This is a genomic window from Streptomyces sp. NPDC004647 (assembly GCF_040609575.1).
Classification (GTDB): domain Bacteria; phylum Actinomycetota; class Actinomycetes; order Streptomycetales; family Streptomycetaceae; genus Streptomyces.
On sequence record NZ_JBEXKU010000035.1, the window covers coordinates 26,867 to 52,396 of the forward strand.

22 protein-coding genes are annotated in these 25,530 nt (G+C 72.0%); 12 read left to right on the forward strand and 10 right to left on the reverse strand.

Features of this window, described 5'->3' with window-relative positions:
* Nucleotides 1-45 precede the first annotated feature (45 nt).
* Both ABZW18_RS17505 and ABZW18_RS17510 read right to left on the reverse strand, forming a co-directional pair.
* Entirely contained in the window at nt 46-2,220 is a 2,175-nt protein-coding gene (locus ABZW18_RS17505; protein ID WP_356188192.1) for an EAL domain-containing protein, read from the reverse strand.
* Entirely contained in the window at nt 2,217-3,029 is an 813-nt protein-coding gene (locus tag ABZW18_RS17510; RefSeq protein WP_356188194.1) for an SAM-dependent methyltransferase, read from the reverse strand. Before ABZW18_RS17510 ends, ABZW18_RS17505 begins: the two co-directional genes overlap by 4 nt.
* 375 nt (nt 3,030-3,404) lie before the next feature.
* Between ABZW18_RS17510 and ABZW18_RS17515 the strand changes: the two genes are divergently transcribed.
* Nucleotides 3,405-3,857, forward strand: coding sequence for a type II toxin-antitoxin system PemK/MazF family toxin (locus ABZW18_RS17515; protein WP_356188196.1), 453 nt, complete (start codon nt 3,405-3,407; stop codon nt 3,855-3,857).
* 244 nt (nt 3,858-4,101) lie between these two features.
* Here ABZW18_RS17515 and ABZW18_RS17520 read toward each other — a convergent pair whose 3' ends face one another.
* The gene (locus ABZW18_RS17520) at nt 4,102-4,806 is read right to left on the reverse strand and encodes a hypothetical protein (RefSeq protein WP_356188198.1); all 705 of its coding nucleotides are present in this window, start codon (nt 4,804-4,806) and stop codon (nt 4,102-4,104) included.
* Nucleotides 4,807-4,820: 14 nt separating this feature from the next.
* Here ABZW18_RS17520 and ABZW18_RS17525 point away from each other — a divergent pair, with 14 nt between their 5' ends.
* The 4 genes from ABZW18_RS17525 to ABZW18_RS17540 all read left to right on the forward strand — a co-directional run bounded on the left by ABZW18_RS17525 (nt 4,821) and on the right by ABZW18_RS17540 (nt 7,597).
* Nucleotides 4,821-5,588 (forward strand): hypothetical protein, encoded by a 768-nt coding sequence (locus ABZW18_RS17525; RefSeq protein ID WP_356188200.1) that lies wholly within the window; start codon nt 4,821-4,823, stop codon nt 5,586-5,588.
* Nucleotides 5,589-5,727: 139 nt separating this feature from the next.
* A complete protein-coding gene (locus ABZW18_RS17530; RefSeq protein WP_356188202.1) occupies nt 5,728-6,441 on the forward strand; it encodes a hypothetical protein in 714 nt (237 codons plus the stop codon).
* A gap of 45 nt (nt 6,442-6,486) precedes the next feature.
* Nucleotides 6,487-7,125, forward strand: coding sequence for a class F sortase (locus tag ABZW18_RS17535; RefSeq protein ID WP_356188204.1), 639 nt, complete (start codon nt 6,487-6,489; stop codon nt 7,123-7,125).
* A 10-nt stretch (nt 7,126-7,135) separates the two neighbouring features.
* The gene (locus ABZW18_RS17540) at nt 7,136-7,597 is read left to right on the forward strand and encodes a universal stress protein (protein WP_356188206.1); all 462 of its coding nucleotides are present in this window, start codon (nt 7,136-7,138) and stop codon (nt 7,595-7,597) included.
* Between the two features lie 58 nt (nt 7,598-7,655).
* Here the strand turns inward: ABZW18_RS17540 and ABZW18_RS17545 are convergent, their stop codons facing one another.
* Complete coding sequence (locus tag ABZW18_RS17545) at nt 7,656-8,243, reverse strand: hypothetical protein (RefSeq protein ID WP_356188207.1); 588 nt, start codon at nt 8,241-8,243, stop codon at nt 7,656-7,658.
* Between the two features lie 36 nt (nt 8,244-8,279).
* Here ABZW18_RS17545 and ABZW18_RS17550 point away from each other — a divergent pair, with 36 nt between their 5' ends.
* A complete protein-coding gene (locus ABZW18_RS17550) occupies nt 8,280-9,038 on the forward strand; it encodes a response regulator transcription factor (RefSeq protein ID WP_356188209.1) in 759 nt (252 codons plus the stop codon).
* The gene (locus tag ABZW18_RS17555) at nt 9,035-10,441 is read left to right on the forward strand and encodes a HAMP domain-containing sensor histidine kinase (RefSeq protein ID WP_356188211.1); all 1,407 of its coding nucleotides are present in this window, start codon (nt 9,035-9,037) and stop codon (nt 10,439-10,441) included. The genes ABZW18_RS17550 and ABZW18_RS17555 overlap by 4 nt, the downstream gene beginning before the upstream one ends.
* A gap of 107 nt (nt 10,442-10,548) precedes the next feature.
* Here ABZW18_RS17555 and ABZW18_RS17560 read toward each other — a convergent pair whose 3' ends face one another.
* The 3 genes from ABZW18_RS17560 to ABZW18_RS17570 all read right to left on the reverse strand — a co-directional run bounded on the left by ABZW18_RS17560 (nt 10,549) and on the right by ABZW18_RS17570 (nt 13,948).
* Nucleotides 10,549-11,352: a CAP domain-containing protein gene (locus ABZW18_RS17560; RefSeq protein ID WP_356188213.1), complete on the reverse strand. Its 804-nt coding sequence runs from the start codon at nt 11,350-11,352 to the stop codon at nt 10,549-10,551.
* A 363-nt stretch (nt 11,353-11,715) separates the two neighbouring features.
* A complete protein-coding gene (locus tag ABZW18_RS17565; RefSeq protein ID WP_356188215.1) occupies nt 11,716-12,582 on the reverse strand; it encodes a DNA-formamidopyrimidine glycosylase family protein in 867 nt (288 codons plus the stop codon).
* Between the two features lie 55 nt (nt 12,583-12,637).
* On the reverse strand, nt 12,638-13,948 hold the full coding sequence (locus ABZW18_RS17570; protein ID WP_356188217.1) for an NAD(P)/FAD-dependent oxidoreductase: 1,311 nt from the start codon (nt 13,946-13,948) through the stop codon (nt 12,638-12,640).
* Nucleotides 13,949-14,242: 294 nt separating this feature from the next.
* Between ABZW18_RS17570 and ABZW18_RS17575 the strand changes: the two genes are divergently transcribed.
* Complete coding sequence (locus ABZW18_RS17575; protein WP_356188219.1) at nt 14,243-16,630, forward strand: GH92 family glycosyl hydrolase; 2,388 nt, start codon at nt 14,243-14,245, stop codon at nt 16,628-16,630.
* A gap of 32 nt (nt 16,631-16,662) precedes the next feature.
* Here the strand turns inward: ABZW18_RS17575 and ABZW18_RS17580 are convergent, their stop codons facing one another.
* From ABZW18_RS17580 to ABZW18_RS17590, 3 genes are all read right to left on the reverse strand, one after another.
* Complete coding sequence (locus tag ABZW18_RS17580) at nt 16,663-17,841, reverse strand: CapA family protein (protein WP_356188221.1); 1,179 nt, start codon at nt 17,839-17,841, stop codon at nt 16,663-16,665.
* Nucleotides 17,838-20,081: a PI-PLC domain-containing protein gene (locus tag ABZW18_RS17585; RefSeq protein ID WP_356188223.1), complete on the reverse strand. Its 2,244-nt coding sequence runs from the start codon at nt 20,079-20,081 to the stop codon at nt 17,838-17,840. The genes ABZW18_RS17580 and ABZW18_RS17585 overlap by 4 nt, the downstream gene beginning before the upstream one ends.
* A gap of 159 nt (nt 20,082-20,240) precedes the next feature.
* Nucleotides 20,241-22,076, reverse strand: coding sequence for a transketolase (locus ABZW18_RS17590; RefSeq protein ID WP_356188225.1), 1,836 nt, complete (start codon nt 22,074-22,076; stop codon nt 20,241-20,243).
* A 379-nt stretch (nt 22,077-22,455) separates the two neighbouring features.
* Between ABZW18_RS17590 and ABZW18_RS17595 the strand changes: the two genes are divergently transcribed.
* The 4 genes from ABZW18_RS17595 to ABZW18_RS17610 are packed head-to-tail and all read left to right on the forward strand — an operon-like array spanning nt 22,456 to nt 25,509.
* The gene (locus ABZW18_RS17595; protein WP_356188227.1) at nt 22,456-24,057 is read left to right on the forward strand and encodes an ATP-binding protein; all 1,602 of its coding nucleotides are present in this window, start codon (nt 22,456-22,458) and stop codon (nt 24,055-24,057) included.
* 42 nt (nt 24,058-24,099) lie between these two features.
* A complete protein-coding gene (locus ABZW18_RS17600) occupies nt 24,100-24,552 on the forward strand; it encodes a roadblock/LC7 domain-containing protein (protein ID WP_356188229.1) in 453 nt (150 codons plus the stop codon).
* Nucleotides 24,553-24,554: 2 nt separating this feature from the next.
* Entirely contained in the window at nt 24,555-24,932 is a 378-nt protein-coding gene (locus ABZW18_RS17605) for a DUF742 domain-containing protein (RefSeq protein ID WP_356188231.1), read from the forward strand.
* Complete coding sequence (locus ABZW18_RS17610; protein WP_356188233.1) at nt 24,910-25,509, forward strand: ATP/GTP-binding protein; 600 nt, start codon at nt 24,910-24,912, stop codon at nt 25,507-25,509. Before ABZW18_RS17605 ends, ABZW18_RS17610 begins: the two co-directional genes overlap by 23 nt.
* Nucleotides 25,510-25,530 lie beyond the last annotated feature (21 nt).

A 25,530-nucleotide genomic window follows, 5' to 3' on the forward strand; every position in this document is an offset into this window, starting at 1 on the left:
CCAAGGCCCTCGCCGACGGGCCCGTACGCACCCCCGGGGAAGCCGCTATGAGGCGTCCACCAGGGACAGCGCGTGCAGCCGCTCGGGGGGCCCGGGGCGGGCGTAGTACCAGCCCTGGGCGGTGTCGCAACCCAGGATCCGCAGATGCTCGGCCTGGGTGCTGGTCTCCACGCCCTCCACCGTGACCGCGAGATCCAGGGCGTGGGCGAGCGAGACGACCCCCTCCACGATCTTGATGTCGATCGGATCGGCCGGATCCCGCTGCATGCCCTGGGTGAAGGAACGGTCGAGCTTGAGCGTGCTGAGCGGCATACGGCGCAGGTTGGCGAGGTTGGAGTAGCCGGTGCCGAAGTCGTCGAGCGCTATGTCGACTCCCAGGTCGGCGAGTTGCCGCAGGGGCGTCAGCAGCGTCTCGTCGGCGCCTATGAGCGCGCTCTCGGTCACCTCCAGGCACAGGGCGCTCGGTTCGAGCCCGGCTTCACGCAGCACTTCCACCGTGTCGCGGACGAGGCCGGGGTGGCGGAGCTGAAAGGGCGAGAGATTGACGTTGACCCGCAGCGGCCCATGGGTGCCCCCGTACTGCCAGTCGCGGGCCTGGCGTACGGCCTGCGTCAGCACCCAGCGACCGAGAGGCACAATCAGCCCGGTGTTCTCGGCCAGCGGGATGAACTGGTCGGGGCCGAGGATGCCGCGCATCGGATGGCACCAGCGCACCAGGGCCTCAGCGCCGTGCACCACGCCATCGCTCAGCCGTACGAGTGGCTGGTACTCGATGAAGAACTCGCCGCGCTCCAGGGCCATGGGGAGGCTGGTCGTCAGGCCGTGCCGGGTGATGGCCCGTACATCGGCCTCGGGGTCGGCGTGCTCGTACCGGTTGCCGCCGGCCGCCTTGGCCCGGTACATCGTGATGTCGGCACTGCGGAGCACCTCCTCCGGGCCCAGTTCCCCCGCGGGCCCGTCGACGATGCCGATGCTGACCCGTACCGACAGTTCACGGCCGTCCAGCCGGACCGGTGCGGCGAGAGCGCCCAGGACCCGGTGCGCGAGGGCGGTGACGTCGTCCTGTGTCTCCGGATCCATGATCAGGGCCACGAACTCGTCTCCGCCGATCCGCGCCATCAGCTGGTCCGGTGAGGTCAGGCAGGTCTGCAGCCGGTCGGCCACGGCCACCAGCAGCTGGTCGCCGATAGCGTGGCCGAGGCTGTCGTTGACCGCCTTGAAGCCGTCGAGGTCGAGGTAGCAGAGGCCGAAGCGGGCGCCTCCCCCGCGGTCCGCGAGCGCCACCGCGAGACGCTCGAAGAAGAGCGTCCGGTTCGGCAGCCCGGTGAGCGCGTCATGAGTGGCTTCGTACCGCAACTGTTCGTGCAGCAGCCGCCGTTCGGTGATGTCCTCCATCAGCGCCAGCATGTACTGCGGCTCCCCGGCGGTGTCCCGCAGCAGCGAGACCGTGAGGTTGGTCCACAGCACGGTCCCGTCGTTGCGGTAGTACGGCTTGTCCGCCTGGTAGTGGTCCCGCTCCCCGCGGGCCAGCTCGGCCTGGAGGCTCCAGACGTCCGGCGCGTCCTCGGGGTGCGCCCAGTCGCTCACCCGCCTGCTGCGCACATGGTGCTTCATGCCGCCGAACATCTTGGTCAACGCCCCGTTGACATCCAGCACGTGGCCGTCCATGTCCGCGATCCCGATACCGACGGAGGCGCCTTCGAAGACCGCCCGGAACCGTGCCTCGCTCGCGTGCAGCGCAGTCTCCGCGTCGGCCTGCGCGCGCAGCGCGGCACGGGACATCGCTTCCTGCTCGGCAAGGGTGCGCTCCCGCAGGGCCTGCGCGAACCCGGCGGCTATGGAGTGCTGCAACCGGGCGCAGCGGGCATCGCTCTCCCCCGCGGGCAGCGGTTCACCGGGCGGGCAGTACAGCACCAGATACGAGTCGACCACGCCCAGCGAGGAGGGCAGGGCGCCGGGATCCGTGCAGTGGGCCGCCACGAGCGCGGCTCCCACGCCGACCGCGGGGCCGGGGTCGAAGGGCCGCGCCTGAAGCGCGTCGACGAGCTTGCGGGCGTGGGGTATCAGGTACTCCTCGAACTCCGCCCGCGTCATCGACGTCGCCGTGGCCGGGTAGATCGCCCGGCTCCAGATGCGAGCGAAGCGGCGCAATCGGTCCTCCGGTCCGTCCTGCGGACCGACTCTCTCGGGGTTGCCGGTGCCACCCGGCCCTCTGGTCACGCTTTGCGCCCCACACCTGCGAAGCCGGTGAAGACCACCGGGTCCTCCTGCTCGGGCGGCGTGTCCGGGCGCCAGTTCGGCATGGGGACCAGACCGGGGTCGACGACGTCGAAGCCGTCGAAGAACCGCTCGATCTGTGCACGGCTGCGCATGACCAGCGGCGAACTGGCCTTCCGGTACACGCCCTCGACCTTGTCGCCCTGCTCGCTCGACGTGGGCCCGCCGTCCGTGGACGCATGGGTCAGCACCAGCACGCTGCCGGGGGCGAGCGCGTCGCGCAGCTCGGCGACCGCACCGCGGGGGTCGTTCTCCTCGGGCATGAAGTGCAGCACGGCGACGAGCAGCAGGGCGACGGGCCGGTCCAGGTCGAGGAGTTGCGCCACCTCCGGACTGTCGAGAATCTGGCGGGGCTTGCGCAAGTCGGCGGCGGCGACAGCGGCTTGGTCGCAGTCCTCGAGAACGGCCCGGCTGTGTGCCACGGCCACCGGGTCGTTGTCGACGTAGACGACCCGGGCGCCGGCGTCGGCGGCCTGGGCCACCTCGTGGACACTGCCGAAGGTGGGTATGCCGGAGCCTATGTCCAGGAATTGAGTGACGCCGGAGTCGACGGCGTATCGGACAGCGCGCCGCATGAAAGCCCGGTTGGCTTGCATGATCTTCGGCAGGCCCGGCATGATCTCGATCGCCCGACGCGCGGCTTCCCGGTCGACCTCGAAGTTGTGCGAGCCTCCCAGGTAGTAGTCGTAGATCCGGGACACGCTCGGCACGGACAGGTCGATGCCCTGGGGTGCCCAGGAGGGACGCTCCATCAATGGTCTCCAGCTCGTCAGCCATGGTTGGTCCGGCCATGTGCATGCCGGTGTCTGGAGCTGAGGCTACTGATCGCCCGTGGACAGCGGAACCTGAAAACGGAAATATGCGGTCCGTTCCCGTCACGGACCACAGTCATGTGCGCCAGGCGTGAGGAGCGCGTCGCGCCCGGCGTGAAGGGGGCGGAAGGCGGGTCTGCCGCCCGCTGGTGCCCCGCGATGGAGTGAGTTTTGCGCTCTTGTGGTGTCCCCCTGTCAATTCGGTTGCTACAGAAGGTTATTGAGATGGTTACAGGCATCGGGCGGATTCCGGTGTTTTCCTCCGGCGCACCCGCGCCATCGGTAGGATCCGCGCGGTCCGGTTAGCGTGGCCGTATGAGCCATGCGATAGACGACGGAGCGCACTACCCCGGGCGCCGGGGGCCCACCGCGACCACGGAGGTGGACCCGCGCGGGGCAGGACGGGTACGGACCGCGTACGCACCCGACCGGGACGGCGATCCGGACCCCGGTGAAATCGTCTGGACCTGGGTGCCGTTCGAGGAGAACGACGGCCGCGGCAAGGACCGCCCGGTGCTTGTGGTGGCCCGCGAGAGGGCCGGCACCCTGCTGGCCGTGCCGCTGTCGAGCAAGCGGCACGATCACGACCGCGAGTGGGTCGCGATCGGCGTGGGGCCCTGGGACGGCGCGGGGCGTGAGTCATGGGTGGACCTGGACCGGGTGCTGCGGGTCCACGAGGCCGGGATGCGGCGGGAGGCGTGCGCGCTCGACCGCCCGCGCTTCGACCGGGTGGTGGCGCGGCTGAAGGACCGCTACCGCTGGGGCTGATCCGCGGCCGGTTGTCCGGCGGTCGGCACCTCTGCTCCCGTGGACGGCATTTCGTGGACGGCCGGGGTTGGGGATCCGTTTGCCGGACCCGGCACCGGCCGCTTTCGCCAAGTCCGGTAGGTGGATGGTCACTTGGCGCGCAGCGACCCACGTCGCGACCCTCGTCCCGGCCCTCATCCGGCTGTGTGCCACGCCAAACCCGGCGCGCCGGAGATCCATCCTTCGGGGGGAACCACACCGCGTGTCAGGGCTGGAAGGCCGCGGCTGCGCGCACGATCTCCGGCGTGAAGGCATGGCACCGGGTGGGGGTACTCGCCGCGAGCTCAACGTTCGGGGTGACAGCGGCAGCAGTGGTCGTGGGGGTGGTCGGAGGGCCGGCTGCCGCGCGGGAGGGACCGCAGGTCTCGGTGACCGCGTCCGCCGGGGGTGCGGTCGCCGAGATCGAATCCTGCCCACCCGGGGCCGAACCCGAGCTGGTGGCCTCCGCGGGCCCCGGCGGGGCGGTGGCGCGGATCACGTGTCCCCAAGCGCCTCCGCCACCGCCACCACCGCCGCCGGCCGATCCGCCCGTCCCGAAGCCCCCTCCGCCGCCCTCCGTCCCCGCGCCCTCGCCACCGGCCCCGGCTCCTCCGGACCCTCCGCCTCCGCCGCGCCCCGCGGCGGTGCCACCCGCCCGGCCCACACCGCCGGAACCGCCCGCCGCGCCGCCGAGTTCGCGTCCCCCCATCCCGTCCCCGCGGCCCTCCCCCTCCCCCTCCCCCTCCGCCTCGCACTCGCCCGTCGCGCTGATGCCGCGGGCGTACCGGAAACCGGGCCGTGACAAGCCCGATGGCGGGCCATCGGTGGTGACTTTCACCCTGTTGATGACCGCTCCCGCCGTGCTCGCCGCCGCCGCACTGCGGCCCCGCTCGCGCCGTTCCTGACCCGGCCCGGCCGACTCGCCCGACACTCGGAGGATTCCCCATGCCCGGATGGCTGGTGCTGATCATCGCCATGAGCGCCGCGTGCGCCGTGGTCGTCGCGATCGCGCTGCTCCGTCCTCAGCGCCTCGGCGAGGACGACGACTCCTCGCAGACACCCGACGTGCTCGAGTACATGACGATGATGATCGGCGTGGTGTACGCGATCGTGCTCGGACTCGCCATCGCCGGCGTCTGGGAGGCCCGTGGCGCGGCGGAGGACGGCGTACGGACCGAGGCGCAGGCGCTGCACGAGGTCAGCGAGCGCGCCGCGGTCTATCCAACGGCGGTGCGCGACAAGGTCCGCCAGGACATCGACGCCTACGTCGGGCACGTGGTCAACGAGGAGTGGCCGCACATGGCCGAGACCGGCACGCTCACCGATCACGGGACCGCCCTGCTCGCCCGCGTACGGCACGATGTCTCCGGCCATGTGCCGCGCACCGATGTCGAGAGCCAGATGTATCAGCCCATGGTCGACCAGGTCGCCGCGGCGGACGACGCCCGTCACGCGCGGGCGCAGAACGCCGCCGCGACGATGCCGGGCGTGGTGTGGTTCGGGCTCCTCACGGGAGCTCTGGTGACCGTCGGGACGATCTTCACGCTGCAGATCCGCCGCTCGGGGCGGGAGCTGATGATGGCCGGTGTGTTCAGCTCGCTCATCGCCTTTCTGCTCTTCCTCATCTGGCAGTTCGACTCCCCGCTCGGCCGGGAGGCCGAGTCGGTGGCCCCCTTCCTGGATCTCTTCCCCGGTGCCGTAGCGAGCGGCTGACCCCGGCGGGCGGAGTCGGTCACCCGCTCGGCCCCGGTCAGCGGGCAGCGACGGCCCACCGCCTGTGTGCTCTTGATGAGGCGCGGCTCCTGGTGACTTCACGGAACCGATTCCGTGGACCGCGCCATGGGAGATCGCCATGCGTTCACAACACCGCCTCCTCGCTGGTGGGCTGCTGTCCGCGGCCCTCGGCGTGGGCGTGGCGGGCGCCGCGCACGCGTCCGGCACGGATCCGGTCGTGGTTCAGCCGGAACCGGTCGGGGCGGGCGGCCGCATGGCGGTGTTCGACGGTGGCAACTGCAGGGAGAGCAGCAGCGGCGTGGCCACCTTCAGCAGCGACCGGACGGGCTCCCGCATCCCCGCGCTCAAGCTGCACCGGCTGGAGAACCGGATCGGTGCCTGGGGCACGGTGCCCCTCGACACCAAGGCGGGCTCGTACAAGGTCTCCGTGGTGTGCCACGACGACAAGGGGCGGGTGGACGGGCCGTTCACCGGCACGCTGCAGGTCGTCTCGGAAAGCACCGGCCAGGTCGGCGGTCGGCCGGACCGCGCCCAGGAGGCGGACCGGACGGGCCACGCCTCGGAGGCGGGCGGACCGGACCACCCCGGCGGAGCGGGCGCTCCGAACCACCACAGCGATGCGGGCCGACCGGAACGCCCCAAGGATGGAGGCCGGCCGGACCACCATGGCGATGCGCGCCGGCAAAACCACCCCAGGGGCGCGACATACGCGGGCGCCGGCGGCAGCGCCGGAGTGGATACCCGTGAGGCGGCGCTGGGCGCCGCGCTGATGGCCACAGCCGTCTCCGGCGCGATTCTGCTGCGCCGCCGGGCGCGGGGCGGCCAGGACTGATGACGACAGCGGGACAGTCGGGCGACGGCTGGAGGGAGACGGCGCATGAGCGGTTCCGAGCGGGCCGGTACGTCTCCCTCGGCCGCCGCCGCGGTGATCATGCTGCTGCTGGCGGGGGCCTGGCTGCTGGGCGACGCCGGTAAGGACCTGCCGCCGCAGCCCTCCGCCGCCGAGGCCTCCGTCGGACAGGCACCGGTCGGACCGGACCGCCCCCCGGGCACGCCGATGAAACCTTCGGAGCCCGTACGGGTCCGGATCCCGGCCATCGGTGTGAGCGCGCCGGTGACGCGGCTCGGCCTGGACTCCTCCGGCCGGCTGGACACCCCGCCCGCGTACGACGGCAATCTCGCGGGCTGGTACGCCGACGGCCCCACGCCGGGTGAGCGCGGCAACGCCGTCATGGCGGGCCATGTCGACACCGCCGACGGCCGGGCCGTCTTCTACAGCCTGGGGACTCTGCGCAGGAACCACACCATCGAGGTGCTGCGGGCGGACGGCACCCGCGCGCTGTTCCAGATCCACTCGGTCGAGGTGCACGCCAAGGACGACTTCCCGGACAAGCGGGTCTACGGCCCGACCAGCCGCCCCGAACTGCGCCTGATCACCTGTGGCGGCGCCTTCACCCGGGAGTCCGGCTACCAGGCCAATGTGGTGGTCTACGCGCACCTGGTACGGCCCGACTAGCCTCACTCGTGTGGTGGACAAGCGGCCTGCGCAGTTCGAGCGCGGAACGGACGGTCCGAAGGTGATCGTCGCCGGAGTGGACGGCTCCGATTCATCGTGGCGCGCGGCCGCGTACGCCGCGGGCCTCGCCCGGCGGCAGAACTCCCTGCTCGCGATGGTGTACATCCAACCGGTGCTGCCCGCGGGCGCGTCGCTGGGCGCCTCGGTTGTGGATACGACCACCGAGGTGGCCGAGGAACTGATCGCCGAGATCAGAGCGGCGACGGAACGGCTGCGCGGCATCTACGACGTGCGCTGGGAGTTCCACACCTTCCGCGGCGACCCGTACAACGGCCTCGCTCAGGCCGCGGACGAGCTCACGGCGGACGCGGTGGTGGTCGGCGCCTCCGAGTCGGCGGGGCACCGCATCATCGGTTCGGTGGCGGTCCGGCTGGTGAAGGCGGGCCGCTGGCCCGTCACCGTCGTGCCCTGAAGGACTGGAGACCGGGCCCCGGCGGACTGCCGGCCGCGGGTCCCGCCCTTGGCCCGAGCTACCAGGAGGTCTCGCGGACCGTCGCCCGGTCCTCGGGCTCGGTGGTGGCCGTGATCACGGATTCCCGGCGGTCGCCGGAGAAGGTCACGCTCAGCGTGCTGGGCTCGCTCTGGGACGTACGGACGGTGAAGCCACGGGTCGGTACCGCGGAGACCAGGCACACCCCGGTGCTGCCGAACCGCACGGACGCCTGCCCGCCGGCCGACTGGATGGTGTGCACGCCGGAACCGCCGTCGCCGCAGTCCGAGAACTCCGTTCCGTTGCCCGTGGCCCCGCCCTCGGCGGGGCTCCCGGTCTTCGACGGCGTCGGGGTGGCCGGCTTGGTCGTCCTGCTGGCGGCGGACGGGCTCACCGAGGGCTTGGTGGGGCTCGGTGCCCTGCTCGTCGCGGAAGGGCTCGGCTCGGACCGCCGGCCGGCCTTGCGCGCCTGCTCGGAGGGCGAGGAGAAAACGGTGGGCGCGGAGCGGGCCACCGGCGGGGTCGGCTTGGTCGAACCCACCACAAAATGCACGGTGAGAATCACCGCCGTGACGCTGACGGCGGTGCAGGACAGCCATATGAGCAGGTAGCGCAGGTACCGGGACACGACACCATACTGACGGACCGGCTACCGTTCTGGCTCATGGCATCCGTGCTTCTCGTCGAGGACGACCCCGTGATACGCAGCGCACTCATCGAAGTGCTCTCCGCACACGGACATGTGGTGCACAGCGCCTCGCACGGGTTCGAGGCACTGCGCGAGGTGACCCAGCGGCCACCGGACGTCGTGGTCCTGGATCTCGGGCTGCCGGATCTGGACGGCACCGACGTGCTGCGCATGCTGCGAGGCATCTCACAGGTGCCGGTCGTGGTCGCCACCGCGCGCGACGACGACGCGGAGGTGATCAAACTGCTCAACGCGGGCGCCGACGACTACATGGTGAAGCCGTTCTCCGGGGGGCAGCTCGCCGCCCGCCTCGGAGCGCTGCTGCGGCGTACGGCCCCGCCCGGAGCAGTGCCGTACGCGGCGGGCGCGGACCGGATGGGCGGGATGCAGCCGGGCGTTCCGCAGTCCGGCGGGCACGCCCCGACAGCGCCCCGGGTCCTCCAGGTCGGAGAGCTGCTCGTCGATCCCCTCGCCAGGGCGGCACACCTGGCCGGACGGGAACTGCGGCTGACCCGGCGGGAGTTCGACCTGCTGGCCTATCTGGCGGCCCACGCCGACCAGGTGGTCTCCCGGCGGCGCATCCTGGCGGACGTATGGCGCCAGCCGTATGTGGAGGACCAGACCATAGACGTCCACCTCTCCTCGCTCCGCCGCAAACTGGGCGAACAGGCCTCTCAGCCGCGCTACCTCCACACGGTGCGGGGCATCGGCATCAAGCTGGTGGCGCCGCGATGAGACGCGCGCTCGCGGGGGTCGCGCTCGCGGTCACCTCCATGGTGGCGCTGTCCTTCCTGATCCCGCTCGCGCTGCTCGTCCAGTCCGAGGCGCGGGGCCGCGCGACGACGGAGGCCGAGCAGCGGGCCGCCGCGCTGGCGCCCGTACTGGCCCTGACCACCCGGCCCTCCGATGTCCAGCAGGCCGTCTCGGGCCTGGACTCCGACCGGCTGGGGGTCCACCTGCCGGGCGGGCACGTCATCGGCGCCGAGCACGCGCCCCCCGGCTCCCTCGACCGGGCCGAGCGCGACCGGGAGACGCTCGCCCTCGCCACGTCGACCGGCTGGGTCTACCTCCAGCCCGTGATCCTCGCCGAGAACCGGGTCGCTGTGGTCGAGTCGTTCGTGCCGCGCTCCGACCTCGACCGCGGGGTCGCGCTGTCCTGGGTCGTGATGTCACTGCTCGCGGCCGGCCTGGTCGCCGGGTCGGTGGTGGTGGCGGACCGGCTCGGGGCCCGGGTCGTACGGTCGTCGCAGAGCCTGTCGCGGGCCTCGAACGCGCTGGGGTCGGGAGATCTGGAGGTACGGGTCGAGCCTGCCGGACCGCCGGAGCTCCAGGAGGCAGGCAGCGCCTTCAACTCGATGGCCGACCGGGTGGTTCGGCTGCTGGCGATGGAGCGCGAGCTGGTCGCCGACCTCTCGCACCGACTGCGGACACCGCTGACCGCGCTGCATCTGGAGGCGGAGCGGATGGGCTCGGCGCCGGGAGCGGAGCGGATCACGGCGGCGATCACCCATCTGGAGACCGAACTCGACTCGATCATCTCGGCGGCCCGCTCACCGCTCGCCGTCGGGCCGCTGGGAGGCGTCACCGAGGACCCCGACAAGCACGGTGGCAGCACCGAGGCAACACCGGAAAAGCTCTGCGAGGTCTCCGAGGTGGTACGGGGCCGGGTGGAGTTCTGGTCCGTGCTCGCCGCGCAGCAGGGGCGGGGCTGCCGGCTCGTCGCCACGGCCGAGCCGACGCAGGTCCGGCTGCCCCAGGACGATCTCGCCGCCGTCGTGGACGCACTGATCGGCAACGTCTTCCAGCACACGGCCGAGGGCACGGCCTTCACCGTGCGGGTGGAGCGCACCGCCCAGGCCGTGGTACTGGCGGTGGACGACGCGGGACCGGGCATCGCGGACCCCGACCGGGCGCTCGCCCGGGGCGTGAGCGTCGGCGGGTCCACGGGCCTGGGCCTGGACATCGCCCACCGCGCGGCCCGCGCGACCCGGGGCCAGGTACGGATCACCCGAGGCCCGATGGGCGGCGCACAGGTCAGGGTGACGCTGGGCCTGGCCGCCGAGACGAAACGTTCCACGGGCCGGTCGTCCCGCCGTGCCAGGCGGTTCGCTCAGCGGTCGTCGGCTCCGCGGCCCTGAGCCGCGTCCGGATCGGGTGCGATCAGATCCGGTCGGGGCTGGGACCGCTCAGATCGGGGCTGGGACCGCTCAGATCGGGCCAGAGGCTTCAGCGGCGGGCCAGAGCTTCAGCGGCGGGTGGCGAAGTCCTGCGTCCACCAGGGACCGCCGTCGCCTTGGTGGATACCTATGCCCAGTTCCTTGAAGTCGCAGTTGAGTATGTTCGCCTTGTGACCCGAGCTGTTCATCCAGGCGTCCATCACCGCTTCGGCGTCCTGCTGCCCCTGGGCTATGTTCTCGCCGACCGTGGACCAGCTGTAGCCCTCCCGCTCCACGCGGTCGCTCACGGACGAGCCGTCCGGACCGGTGTGCGAGAGCTCACCGTTCCGGGCCATGACATCGGTGTACTTCTGCGCGGCGTCGGTGAGCTTCGAGTTGCTGGTGACCGGGCTGCAACCCGCTGACGACCGCTCCTTGTTGACCAGCTGGAGGATACGGGCGGCTTCGCCGGTGGCAGCGCTCGACGCCTCCTTGGTGACGGGGGCGCTCCGGGGAGCCGACCTCGTCGTACGCGAGGGCTCGGGCTTCTGGGCGGCCCGGGTCTCCTTCTTCTCCGTATGCCGGGGGCTGGGCTTGGCGGAGGTCTTGGTGTGCCGTGGGGACGGCCTCTTGGTCTTCTTCGGGGAGGCTGTCGCGGACGCCGCGTCCTCGGCCATGGGGGACGCCGAGGAAGCGGCGCGGTCCGCCGCCGTACGTACATCGGCCACCGGCGCACCGTCGTCACCCTGGTTCACCATGGCCATGCCGGTGCCGACACCCGCGACCACCGTGAGCGCCCCGGCCGCGATGGCCAGTCGCCGGACCGGCAGTCCGGCTGCTCGGTCCGGACGGCGCCGGTGGGACGTCGGGCGTCTGCCCTGGCGGGAGCTCATGGTGGTGTTCCTCCGGGATGACGGTGGGGGGACACCGGTCTGTGACCGGCCGACGGTTGCCGAGCCTAGGCGTCCGGTCGGTTCCGATCATCGTTCGAACCAGATCTTCAAGAAGCCATAAGACTTCACTCAGATACCGTTTGGGATCATTGCCCGGACCTTTTCCGGAGCAGTGCCTTCCGTACCGCACGCGCTGCGCCATCATGAGCCGCCGTCAGCTGCCGACGGAGAGGACACCACATGGCCGGGCTCCGGATGGGACAGGGCGTTCCGTGCCGGGAACCATCGGGCCGATCGGCATCGCGGATGTGATCGCGGTGCGCGCGATCATCGGCATCCTGCAGCTCCGACCGTGGCGTCCGGCTATTTGAGCAGCCGGGACATCCGGCGGTCCGCGAGGGGCTTCCCTCCCGTCTGGCAGGTGGGGCAGTACTGCAGCGCGGAATCGGAGAAGGAGACCTCACGGACGGTGTCCCCGCAGACGGGACACGGCTGACCCGTCCGGCCGTGCACCCGCAGGCCGCTCTTCTTCTCCGCCTTCAGCTTTCCCGCCGCCAACCCGCGCGACCGCTCGACCGCTTCGCGCAGAGTGGTCCCCACCGCCTCGTACAGCCGTGCCATGTCGTCCTCGGTGAGGCTCGCGGCGAGTTTGAACGGGGACATCCGCGCCGCATGCAGGATCTCGTCCGAATAGGCGTTCCCGATCCCCGCGATCACGCTCTGGTCCCGGAGCACCCCTTTGATCTGCCGGCGTTCGCCGTGCAGCAGCCCGGCGAACACCTCGGGGGTGAAGCCGTCGGCGAGCGGGTCCGGCCCCAGCCGCGCGATGCCGGGCACCTCCGCCGGATCGCGTACGACGTACACCGCAAGCCGCTTCTGGGTGCCCGCTTCCGTGAGGTCGAATCCGGCTCCCGCGGGCTCCGCGAGCCGCAGCCGCAGGGCCAGCGGGCCTCTGCCCGGCCGGGGCGGGGGCGCAGGGAGGTGCTCCTTCCACTGCAGCCAGCCCGCCCGGGCGAGGTGGATGACCAGATGCAGTCCGTCGGCCGAGAGGTCGAGGAACTTGCCGTGGCGGCCCGCGGCGGTGAAGGTCCGCCCTTCGAGCGCGGTCAGCGGCGGATCGTACGTCTTGAGAACGCTCACCGCCACGGGGAACACCCGGGCGACCGGCCGGCCGGCCAGGTGCTCGGCCAGGAATCCGGTGAGAGCTTCGACCTCCGGCAGTTCCGGCATGACCCCAGTCTGCCCCGGCGAGGCCGCGGACGGGCAGCGCTGCGCCCCGAACCGCTCAGCCGCGCCGCAGGACCGGTGTCTCCGGCGCGGTGTTCTCCAGAGGTACGGCGTCGGAGCGCACCAGTCCGAGCTGAACGGCCTGGCGCGGGAGCACCGCGTCGAGCAGCCAGTCGGTGCCGGCCCGCACCCGGTTTCCGGGCATGGACAGCAGGTGGTAGCCGCGGGTCACCGCCTTGGCGGCAGGACCGGACAGCGGGATCCCCAGCGGGTTCGCCGCCGCCTGGAAACCGCCGAGGTCGACGACGAAGCCCAGGTCCCGGTGTTTGTAGGGGCGGGCTGCGCCCTGCCCGAAGCCGGCGGCGACATTGTGTGCGACCGTCACACCCTGGCGGTCCGCGTGCTGGGCGGTCATGGGCGTGATCTGCCCGGGCCTGTTCGGATCGGGCACCGCGGCGGCGTCGCCGCAGGCGAACACGTCCGGGTGCCCCGGGACGGTGAGGTACGGGTCGACGACCAGCCGGCCCTTCTCCGTGGGCAGACCGAGGTCACCGACGAGCGGATCGGGCCGTACCCCGACGCACCAGACGAGGGTGCGGGAGGGTACGAAACGGCCGTCGGTGAGGTGCACGCCCTCCTTGGCCGCCTCCTCCACCGAGGTGCCGGTGCTCACCTCGACACCGCGCCGGCCGAGTACCCGGGAGGCGGTGTCGGACATGTGCTGCGCGAGTTCGGGCAGGACGCGCGGGGCGACGTCGAGCAGCAGCCAGCGGGGCGGCTCCCGGTCGCGGAGCGCCGGGTTCTGCCGGGCGAGCTCATCGGTGAACAGTTTTCCGTGGGCGGCGACTTCGGTGCCGGTGTAGCCGGCGCCGACGACGACGAAGGTGCAGCGTTCCGCGCGCTCCCGCGGATCCTCGGTGGCACCGGCCAGCTCGATCTGGCGGGTGATGTGGTCGCGCAGATAGAGCGCCTCCGGCATGCCGCGGAAACCGTGGGCGTGCTCGGTGACACCGGGGACGGGCAGCAGCTTGTTGACGCTGCCCGCCGCCAGGACCAGCCGGTCGTAGTGGAGGTCGCGGTGGTTGCCCTCGGGGTCGGTCAGTCCGATACGGCGCCCCGCGAGATCGATCTCGTCCGCCGTGCCGAGGACGAGGCGGACGCGGGGCAAGGTACCGGTGAGCGATACCGAGATCCTGCGGGGCTCGAGGATCCCGGTCGCCACCTCCGGCAACAGCGGTACGTACAGGAAGTAGTCGTTCGGGCTGACCAGCACGATCTCGGCTGCGCCACGGGAGAGACGGGACAAGGTACGGGCGGTCCGGTACCCGGCGAATCCGGCTCCGACGATCACGATGCGCGGTCGGCTCATCTTCGCTTTCCCAACGGTAGGCCTGGAGAGGACAGTCCGCGGCACCGGGTTCCCCGCAGGCCCGGGTCGAACCCGGCGGTCGGCCGATCGACGGCCCGGACGACCCCGAGCGACCCTCGAAGGCCCCCGGATGGCCCAGGAACGCCTGCGGTGCGTTCACGGGCGGCGGGCCCGGCCCGCGTACGGCGTCGGAGGGTGGCACGCGCGCGTGCGCGGGGCGGTCCTTGACTTGCCCCTCACCGACGGTCAGCCTGCGGCCCTGACAACGATGTCCCAACGGTGTGGAGGCCGTTCATGGCATGGATCGAACGCAGGGAGCGCGACGCGCGGTGGCACGCGCGCGTACGCGGCCCGGTCGGGGCCGCCGTCGCGGCCGGCCTGATCGCCGGAACCCTCTGCGCCCCCGCACCGGCTGCCACCGCCGACGGCAGCGGCCGGCGCGGCAGGCTCACCGATCTCGTCAACCCGTTCATCGGCACCCGCAATGAGGGCAATACGTTCCCCGGTGCCGCCGTCCCGTTCGGGATGGTCCAGCTCTCGCCCGACACCGGCCACAAGACGGGCTACGACTGGGACGATTCGCGCATCCGCGGCTTCTCCGCCGTCCATCTGGCCGGTGTCGGCTGCGCCGCCGGGGGCGATCTGCCCGTCATGCCCACCACGGGCGACATCACCAGCACCGACAACGCTGTCTACGCCTCCGCCTTCAGCCACGACCAGGAATCCGCCTCCCCCGGCTACTACAAGGTCCGGCTCGCCGGCTACGGCGGGATCACCGCCGAGCTCAGCGCGACCGAGCGCACCGGACGGCAGCGGTACACCTTCCCGTCGACCGGCAAGGCCAACGTCCTGCTCAACGCGGGCCAAGCCCTGCACAAGGTCACCGACAGCCGGGTGCGGGTCCTGGACGACCGCACCGTCGCCACCACCGTCACCGGCAACAGTTTCTGCCAGAAGACCCGGCCGTACACGGTCCACACCCTCACCCGGTTCGACCGCCCCTTCGCCTCCCACGGAACCTGGAGCGGAAAGACGGTCACCGCCGGAGGCGACTCCTCCGAGGGCTCCGGGCGCCGCGGCGCGTACGTCCGCTTCGACACCACCGGCGGCGACCGTGATGTGGAGGCCGTCACCGCGATCAGTTACGTCGACCCGGTCGGCGCGACCCGGAACCTCCACAGCGAGGGCCGGGACTCCTTCGACGAGACCGTGATCGCGGCCCGCCAGTCGTGGGAGAAGCGGCTCGCCCGGGTCCGGGTGAGCGGCGGAGACCCGGAACGCCGACGTCCGTTCTACTCGGCGCTCTACCGGGCGCTCCAGCACCCCAACACCGGCCAGGACGTCGACGACCGCTACACCGGCTGGGACGGCACGGTGCACCGGGCGGAGGGGTTCACGTACTACCAGTACTGGTCGCTGTGGGACTCCTATCGCACCCAGGCCCAGCTGCTGTCGCTGCTCGCGCCGCAGGAGTCGCGGGACATGGCGCTGTCGCTGCTGAAGGTGGACGAGCAGGGCGGCTGGCTGCCCAAGTGGGGCTACGGCACCGTCGAGACGAACATCATGACCGGTGATCCGGCGACGCCGTTCCTCACCAACGCCTACCAGCAGGGCCTGCTGACGGGCCATGAGGAAGAGGTCTACCGGACGCTGCGGAAGAACGCGGACGGACGCCCGCCCGCCGACAGCCAGTACACCGGCCGGGAGGCCAACAGCGAGTATCTGGACCGGGGCTTCGTCCCGCACCTGCCCGGGAGAGCCAAGCAGAAGCCGGGCGACTCGGACTTCCACCACGGCGCCTCCGCGACGCTCGAATACGCGCTGGCCGACGCGGCACTGGCCGGAATGGCACGGGATCTGGGGCACCGGAAGGACGCCCGCCGGTACGCCACGCGGGGGCAGAACTACCGCAGGCTCTTCGACGCCTCCACCGGCTTCTTCCGGCCGCGCGACGCGAAGGGCGCCTTCACGGGACCGACCGATCCGGCGAAGGGCAAGAGCTTCCACGAGGGCACGCCCTGGCAGTACTTGTGGCTGGTGCCGCAGGATCTGCCCGGCCTGGTCTCGCTCATCGGTGGGCACAAGGCGGCGGAACGGCGCCTGGACACCTTCTTCTCGTACGAGCGGCTGCGCTCGGATCCGGTCCGCACGGCGCGCGAGGTGTGGGTGTCCGGTCCGTACGACTACTACGACACGGACACCTACAACCCGCAGAACGAGCCCGGTCTCGGCGCCCCGTACGCCTATCTGTCCACGGGCAGCCCACGGAAGACGACCGATGTCGTGCGTGCCGCGCTGAGCCTGTTCACCGACACGCCGGACGGCGTCACCGGCAACGACGACCTCGGCACGATGTCGTCGTGGATGCTGCTGTCCTCGATCGGCGTGTTCCCGGTGACCCCGGGCACGGACACCTGGGCGCTGACGACGCCGGTCTTCGACCGGGTGGACCTCTCGCTGGACCGCCGCTGGTATCCGCGCGGACGCTTCAGCATCTCGGCGCCGGGCGCCGGGGACACCGGCCGCTATGTGCGGTCCGCGCGGCTCGGCGACGCCGGTCTGACGAGGACCTGGATCACCACGGACGACATCCGGGCAGGCCGGAACCTGTTCTTCGAGGTCGGTGCCGAACCGTCGGCGTGGGGCACCCGGCCGCAAGACGCCCCGCCGCCCGCTCCCTGAGCGGGCACAGGTGCTGAGGGGCGGTCACCGGCTCATCGGTCGGCCATGGTGAGGCCGTCGGCGGCCGCCCCCCGGCGCAGTACGGCGTCGCGTATGCCGTCCCGTACCTCGCGGTAGTCCTGCCGGCCGGGGTCCCGCTTCAGCGCGTCGCCCAGGTTCACCACCCGCCACGGCGGCCCGCGGTCCGTCATCTGCGGGATGAACTCCGCCTTCGTCACCGTCCAGCGCTGCCCGGCCCGCTGCGGCGGTGCGAAGGTGAAGCGGGCGATGGACCCGTGGTTGCCGCGCCGGTCCTGCATGACGCCGGCGACCTGGTCGCCGAGCCCGTGGACCACCCAGGTGCCGTTGACCTTCTGGTACGCCTGCGGCACATGGTTGTGGGTGCCGATGACGAGGTCGATGTCGGGGCGCCCGGCGGTGCTGGAACGGGTGAGCCGGTCGGCGAGATCCACCTGCTGCCGGTCCGGATCCTCCTGCCATTCGGTGCCCCAGTGCACGCTCAGCACCACGACGTCGGCGCCCGCCCGGCGGGCCGCCCGGGCATCCGCGACGATCCGCTCCGGGTCGATACGGTTCACCGCCCACGGCATGCCGTCGGGGAGCGGTATCCCGTTGGTGCCGTAGGTGTAGGAGAGCTGGGCGACGGTGGCACTGCCGGCCCGCAGCAGAGCGGGCTTCCCGGCCTCGGCCGCGGACCGTGCCGAGCCCGCGTGTCGCAGGCCCGCCCTGTCCATCGCGTCCAGGGTGCGGCGTACGCCCGCGGCCCCGGCGTCCAGGGTGTGATTGGAGGCTGTGGAGCAGGAGTCGTACCCGGTGGCTTTCAGCGCCGCCGCGACCTGCGGCGGGGAGACGAAGGTCGGATAGCCGGTGAAGGGCCCGTCGGGCTCGCCGTACGGGGTCTCCATATGACAGATAGCCACATCGGCGGCGGCGACGACGGGCCGGACCCCGGCGAGGAGCTTGACGAAGTCATGGCCGCTGCCGCCGGCGTCCTGCCGCGCCTGATTCATGATCGTCGGGTAGGGGATGACGTCCCCGGACGCGACGAGGGTGAAGCCGCGCTGCGGTCCCCGCGGGGCGGAGGGTGACGGCGAAGGCCGGTCGAGGCCGGAGAGTGAGGCAGTGGACGGCGGTCCCGCGCAGCCGGCGGCCGCCCCGAACACTGCGGCGAGCAGCACCGCTGCCCGTGTGCGTATACGGGTCCTCCTCATGGGCCCTGCTCCTTCCTCTTCCCGGACGCGCGGGCGGCGTTGAGGACGTCCACGGCGCCCCGGGCGTCCCCGATCGTGGTGTAGTCGACGGCGATGAAGGTGACGGGCCGTCCCCGCTTCCGCTCGCAGGCGCGGGCCCGCTTCAGGACCCGGTCACGGCTGTTGACCTCACCGGCGTCCAGCCGGCTGCCGCCGCCCGCCGTGACGAAGTGGTTCATCAGGAACAGCCGCTTGCCGCCGCCGCCGCGGTGGGGCGCGCAGGTCATCTCCCGCGGGCTGCCGAAGGCGTACGGCGTCTCCATCCCGTACCGGTAGAAGTTCCGGTACCAGGCGGCGGGGCCGTCGGCCTGCTCGGCGAAGACCACCAGCCGGCGGTCGGCGGCGACCATCTCTCCGAGGGTCGGCCAGGGACGGGCGGGGTCGTTGTCCGGGGTGTACAGCAGATGTTCCAGGTCCGCTTCGCGGAAGGCCCGCGCGGTGTCCGCACCGCTGATACCGTCCTGCACGATCAGCGTGACGATCTCCGTCGGGTGGGCCTCCAGCCAGTCCCCCACCTTCCGGAGCGCGGGGACCAGCGCCACCGCTCCGCCCCGGCACACCGAGTGGCACAGCCACAGTCCGCTGCGCGGCGGGTTGATCCGGCCGATGACGCGAGTGAGGTCCACTCCCGTGTCCGGCACGCGGCCGGACGCCCTGAGCCGTTCCGCCACCTCCTCGGGGCGCTCCCAGGTGTGCGTGTCGATGAGCAGCGCCCGGACGCCGGCGTCGAGTTGGCCGGTGATGGCCGGGTCCTGGAGCGGTCCGATGAAGCGGTCCGCGGTGGTGGCCATGGCGTTGTGCGCGGCGAGTTGCGCGACCTCGTCGTAGCGCCGGTCGCACAGCGCGGAGGAGCCCTGGCAGCGGCGGGGTGCCGGGCCGCCCACCGCTGTGGGTGCCAGCGCCGCCCCCGCCGTGGCGATCACGGCGACGCCCGCGGTCACGGCCCAGCCCGGGGCGGGCAGCGGGCTCACGACCCCGGCGCGGCGCTGCCCGGACACCCGCCACAGGATGCCCGCGCCCACCAGGAGCAGCCCCGCCACGAGCGGGACGGCCGCGGCGAGCAGGCCGGCCACGGCCAGCCGGTCGGCGGCCGTGGTCTGTACGTCCTCGGCCAGCCGCGCCAGGGAGGGCGGCCAGGATGCGGACGCGGCGGGCATCGCGTCCCCGGCGATCAGCCGGCCGATGCCCGCCCCCGCCGCGGCGAGCGCCCCTCCGGTGGCCAGGGCCGCTCCGACTACGGTCAGCCTGCGGGCGACGGTGCCGGGGGCGGCGGCCCAGAGCGCCAGCAGCGCGAGCGCGCCGAGAAGCGCCGCCAGCGTCTGGACCGGTCCCAGGCCCAGTTGCACGATGGAGCGGGCCTTGCGGACCAGGGCCAGACCATCGGCGCTGGGGTGTTCGAGGTCTGCGACGACCTTCACATCCTTGCCGTGGGCGACGACGTGGACGTCTCCCGGTGCGCCGGAGCGGGACGGCGGAGGACCCGCCAAGGGCCGCGCGGGTGGGGTGCCGGCCGTCCCGAGCGCGGTGGCGATGCCGGGCCGGAGCGCGTCGCGTGCACCGGGGGGAACGGCCGACAGCAGGGCGTCCGTGGCGGCCGGCACGTCCTTCGGATCGAGTACCCGGGTGGGGAGTGTCAGGGGCGGTTTCCGGGGGGCGATGCCGCCGACCGCTCCCTGGAGCTCCGCCGCGAAGGCGTCGACGTCGGCCGCGGGCTGCTCCTCGACCGCGGTGAACAGGTCGCCGCAGTAGAGCTGGATCAGGTCCGAGAGGTTGGCCAGCACCGGTTTCAGATCGGCCGTCATCCGCAGCGCGGGCCGGTCTCCGCGCAGATAGCCGACGGCGTTGGAGATCTGCTGGTCGGCCAGCGCGCGTACGGCGGTGGGCGGCAGCACCGTCTTGAGGTTGGAGGTGACGACTCCCTGGGGCACGGGGAGCCGGGCGAGCAGCTCGCGGGCGACGTCGGAGGACTCCGGGTCGACCAGCACCTCGTCGTAGAGCCGGTCGTACGCCTTCTGGTCGTCCAGGACCGCCTGGTAGTAGTCGCGGTTGAGGGCGGTGGTGCGGGCCGTGCCGGTCGCGACGAGGACGACGGTGCAGAACACGACGACGAGAAACGCCGCCCACCACGCGGCCCGGCGACGCCGCGGCGGGCGGCAGAGCGCCGTGCTGCCGGTCGACGCCGGTACGCCCGTACGGCTCATGGTCCCCTCTTCGCTCGCTCCTCCTCCGACCTTGGGAGGTGCCGCACGGGGCGGCCAGCCACGGGGCCCCAAGCGGGTGAGGGAACGGGGACGAAGAACCCGCGCCGGAAACGGCGGATGGTGCGTACGGCCGAGCAGCCCGGCTGCCGTACGGCGCCGTCAGTCCGCCATCTCCACGAGCCGCCGCGCCGCTGCGACGATGGCGTCCGCGTCGATGTCGGCGGCGTGCAGTTGCTCCTCCGGTGCGGCGGAGGCGGGCATGGTGCGTACGGCGAGCCTGGTCATCCTGGGCGCGGGTCGGCCGCCGGCGAAGGCCTCGGCCACCGCGTCGCCCAGACCGCCCTCGGGGTGGTGGTCCTCGACGGTGACCAGGCAGCCGGTGACCTCGGCGGCCGTGCGCAGCGCGGCGGTGTCCACCGGCTTCAGCGAGTAGAGGTCGATCACGCGCGCCGCGATGCCCTCCGCGGCGAGCGCGCCGGCGGCAGCCAGCGCCTCGTGAACGGTCACCCCGGCGGCGACCAGCGTGACCCGGTCGGTGTCGGAGGTGCGCAGCAGCTTGCTGCCGCCGACGGGGAACACCTCGTCCGGCCCGTAGATCACTGGGGTGTCGCCGCGGGTGGTGCGCAGATAGCCCACTCCGGGGCGGTCGGCCAGCTCGGCGACCAGGGCGGCGGTCTGATTGGCGTCGCACGGGTAGAGCACGATGCTGTCGTGCAGCGCGCGGAAGAGCGCGAGGTCCTCGAGTCCCATCTGGGAGGGCCCGTCCTCGCCGATGGCGACACCGGCGTGGGAGCCGACGACCACGAGGTGCGCACGGCTCACCGCCGCCATCCGCAGGAAGTCGTGCGCGCGGGTCAGAAAGGCCGCGAAGGTGGCGGCGTACGGGATCCAGCCGCGGGCCTGCATGCCGACCGCGGCGGCGACCAGCTGCTGCTCGGCGATGTAGCACTCGACGTACCGGTCGGGGTGGTCCTTGGCGAAGAACTCGGTCCGGGTGGAGTCGCCCACCTCGCCGTCGAGCGCGACCACGTCCGCGCGCGCCGTTCCGATCGCGGCCAGGGCCTGGCCGTACGCCGTCCGCGTGGCCGCTTTGCTCCCGACGTCGAAGCGCGGCAGGTCCGGGGCGGTGATGGGGCGCTGCGGCTCGCGGACCTCGGGCGGGGCGTGTACCTCGACCCGGAGGTCCCGTACGCCGCCGAGCTCCGTGATGGCCTCCGCCGCGTCCGGCAGCGGCTTGCCGTGGAACCCCTCCCGGTCCTGCACGGCGGTGACCCCCCGGCCCTTCATGGTGCGGGCGATGACCGCCGTGGGCCGCAGCGCCGTGGCCCGGGCCTCGGCGTAGGCCTCGTCGATCGCCGCGATGTCATGGCCGTCGATCTCGACGGTGTGCCAGCCGAAGGCCTGGATGCGCCGCGCGTACGCGTCGAGGTCCCACGCGTGGCGGGTGGGGCCGCGCTGGCCGAGCCGGTTGACGTCGATCACCGCGGTGAGGTTGTCCAGCCGCTCGTGACCGGCGTGCTCGAACGCCTCCCACATCGACCCCTCGGCCATCTCGCTGTCCCCGCACAGCACCCAGACGCGGTAGGGCAGCCGGTCGAGCCGCTTGCCGGCCAGCGCGAGCCCGACCCCGACGGGCAGTCCCTGCCCGAGTGAGCCGGTGGCCACGTCGACCCACGGCAGCCGGGGGGTGGGGTGCCCCTCCAGCCGGCTGCCGAGCTTGCGGAAGCTCAGCAGCTCGTCGTCGGGGACCGCTCCGGCGGCCTTGAACAGTGCGTAGAGCAGCGGGGAGGCATGGCCCTTGGAGAAGACCAGATGGTCGTTGCCGGGGTGTTCCGGCCGGTCGAAGGAGTACTGCAGATGGCTGGCCAGAAGTACGGCCATGAGGTCCGCTGCCGACATCGAGGACGTCGGGTGGCCGGATCCGGCGGCATCGGCGGCCCGTACGGCATCGACCCGCAGCTGTTGCCCCAGCTCGCTCAGCTGTTCGTGATCCATGTCCGTCCTCCCCGCTCAGGGACTACGGGCGAGTACCCGGCTACCGCGAAGGCACACGGAAATCCGGAAGACGCCCCTTCGGCCAAATGCGAATCAATTTTCGATGAGTTTCAGACCCCTGTGCGATTAGATCCCCCTAATGAGGGTGGCGTAGGGTAGCGAAGCCACCAACTGCCCGTTTGTGTACGCGCGTTGACGGTTAGCCTGCGGTGCGCCGCCGTGTCCGTCATGGCTGATCGAGAGGACTCCGATGCCTGAACCCCCAACCTACGCCGCGCGCCCGGAACCCGGCCGGACCACGGCCGCGGCACCCACGGGGAAGCGGCACGGCAGGTTACCGGCCCATGAAGCGGCGGCCGACTCCGCCACACGGGCCCGTATGGTGCGCCTCGCCGTGCTCCCCGCCGCTCTTGTCGCCGTGCTCTCGTCCGCGGCCCTGATCTTTGTCCTGCGCGCCCAGGAGGGCACGGCGGACGGCGCGACCTGGGGCGTGCTCGCCGCCGCAGCCGTCCTCGGCTGCGGCGTTCTACTGGGCGGGGCGGTCGTCGGTGACTCCGAGGCCCGCAGCGCGTCGCGGCGCTACGCCGCCCTCCGCAGGGCCGGTGCCCGCGGCCAGTCCGAACTGCACGAGCTGCTGCGGCGGCTGGGCCAGGGCGAGCGGCTCCAGCCGCGGCCCGTCGCCCCGCTCCCCCAGCCGGACGGGGACGCGCTGGACCTGCTGGCCCACGAGTTCGGCCTGGCGCAGCGGCAGGCCGAAGCGGCTGTCGTACAGGCGGCGCACCTCGTGCGGGGCAAGTCCGAGGGCAGCGAGGAGAAGGTCGAGGTCTTCGTCAACCTCGCCCGACGGCTGCAGTCCCTGGTGCACCGGGAGATCGAGCTCCTCGACGAGCTGGAGAACCAGGTCGAGGACCCGGACCTGCTCAAGGGCCTGTTCCATGTCGACCACCTGGCCACCCGTATCCGCCGCCACGCGGAGAACCTCGCGGTGCTCGGCGGCGCCATCTCCCGCCGCCAGTGGAGCCGTCCGGTGACCATGACGGAGGTGCTGCGCTCCTCCATCGCCGAGGTGGAGCAGTACTCCCGGGTCAAGCTCGTGCCGCCGATCGACGGCACCCTGCGCGGCCACGCGGTCGCGGACATCATCCACCTGCTGGCCGAACTCGTGGAGAACGCCACGGTGTTCTCTGCTCCGCAGACCCAAGTCCTGCTGCGCGCCCAGCGGGTGGCCGCCGGACTCGCCATCGAGGTCGAGGACCGGGGCCTGGGGATGCCGCGCCAGGAGCAGGCGCGGATGAACGCGCTCCTCTCCGACCCCGACCACATCGACGTCAGCGAGCTGCTGCGGGACGGCCGGATCGGGCTGTTCGTGGTCTCCGCGCTGGCCCGTCGGCACGGCATCGTCGTACAGCTGCAGAGCAACATCTACGGCGGCATCCAGGCCGTACTGGTGCTGCCGCAGGGCGTGCTCGGCGCCGAGCAGGGAGACGCCGCTCATCCCGAGAACGCCGGTTCCCGGCGCGCCGCCGAGCCCCTTCCCCCTGCGCAGACCGTCCGGTCCGCACAGCCGGCACAGCCCGCCGTGGCTCCGCCGCAACCCCACACCGCGGCGCAGCCGCAGCCGGCTCAGCCCCAGTCGCATCCGCAGTCGCAGCCACAGCCACAGCCACAGCCACAGCCCTTGGCCATGCCCGCGCCGATACCTCAGCAGCACTCCCGCGCCGCGGAACCTCCCGCGCCGCAGGAACGCGCACCCGCGCCCGCCCACCCTGCCGACGCCCGGGGGGAGCGGCCTCAGCTGCCGCGCCGGCGCCGTCAGGAACATCTCGCCCCGGAGCTCCGGGACACACCGACCACTCGCATTGCGCGGGACGAGCAGGAGCCAGAGCACGACCCGGATCTGATGGCCTCGTTCCGGCGGGGCTTCAGTCTGGCCGAGACTCCTGACGCTCCCGATGAGAGTCCCGCCGACAGCTCTCGCTGACCCGCAGGCTCCGAACCTCACCCCAAGGAGAAGATCGCCACCATGGTGAGCGACATGCGCACCGGCCAGACCACGGACCTGTCCTGGCTGCTGACCGGCCTCGTCCAGCGTGTACCCCACACCCGCAATGCGCTGCTGCTGTCCTCCGACGGACTGGTGAAGGCCGTGCACGGCCTCGACACCGACAGCGCCGACCACATGGCCGCCCTGGCCTCCGGTCTCTATTCCCTCGCCCGCAGTGCCGGAATCCGCTTCGGCGACGGTGGCGAGGTACGGCAGGTGGTGGTGGAGCTGGACACCGCCCTGCTGTTCGTGTCCACCGCGGGATCCGGCGCCTGTCTGGCCGTCATGGCCGAGCGCGAGGCCGACGCGGCCGTGCTCGGATACGAGATGGCCATGCTGGTCAAGAGCGTCCGCCCGTATCTGGCCACTCCCGCCCGGCAGCCGGTCGGCGTACCCCGCCCAGGCGGCGCTCCGCACGACGCGGGGCGCTGAGGATGGCGGATGCGCGGGACGGGATGTGGCTGGACGACGCGGCCGGCCGATTAGTCAGGCCGTACACGGTCAGCAATGGGCGCACCCGTCCCTCTGCGCACTTCGATCTCCTCACCATGGTGATGGCTACCGGCTCCCAGCCGATCAACTATCTCGGCCCCGACCACGCCCAGGTGCTGGGGCTGTGCGGCGGGCCGATGTCGGTGGCCGAAGTGTCTGCCCATGTACGGCTGCCCGCCGTCGTCACCAAAGTTCTGCTGTCCGACCTCGTGGACTGCGGAGCGCTCACCACCCGGGCGCCGCGCCCCATCGAGGCGGCGTCTCCCACCGATCGAGACCTCCTGGAGGCGGTGCTGCATGGTCTTCGCAAGCGGCTCTGACCCCTTCCCCACCGCCCTCAAGATCCTCATAGCGGGCGGATTCGGGGTGGGTAAGACCACCTTCGTCGGAGCGGTCAGCGAGATCGAGCCGCTGAGCACCGAGGAGCTGCTCACCCAGGTCAGCGCCGGTACGGACAGCCTGGAGGGGATCGAGGACAAGACGACCACCACCGTCGCGATGGACTTCGGCCGGATCACCCTGGACCCGGAACATGTGATGTACCTGTTCGGCACGCCCGGCCAGGAACGGTTCTGGTTCATGTGGGACGAGTTGTCGAACGGCGCGCTGGGCGCCGTCGTACTCGCCGACACCCGCCGGCTCGACCAGTGTTTCGCCGCCGTGGATTTCTTCGAGCGGCGCGGCATCGGCTTCATCGTGGCGGTCAACGAGTTCGACGGGTCGTACGCCTACAACCCGGATGAGATCCGCGCGGCCATAGACCTCAAACCCGATGTGCCCGTGGTGATGTGCGACGCCCGGCATAGCAACTCCGGTACCCAGGTGCTGGTGGCACTCGTACAGCATCTGCTCAGCTCGTCCCCCGGTGCGCCGGTGGGGCAGCCCGACCTGCGCTGACGTCCGAGCCAGCGCAGCCGA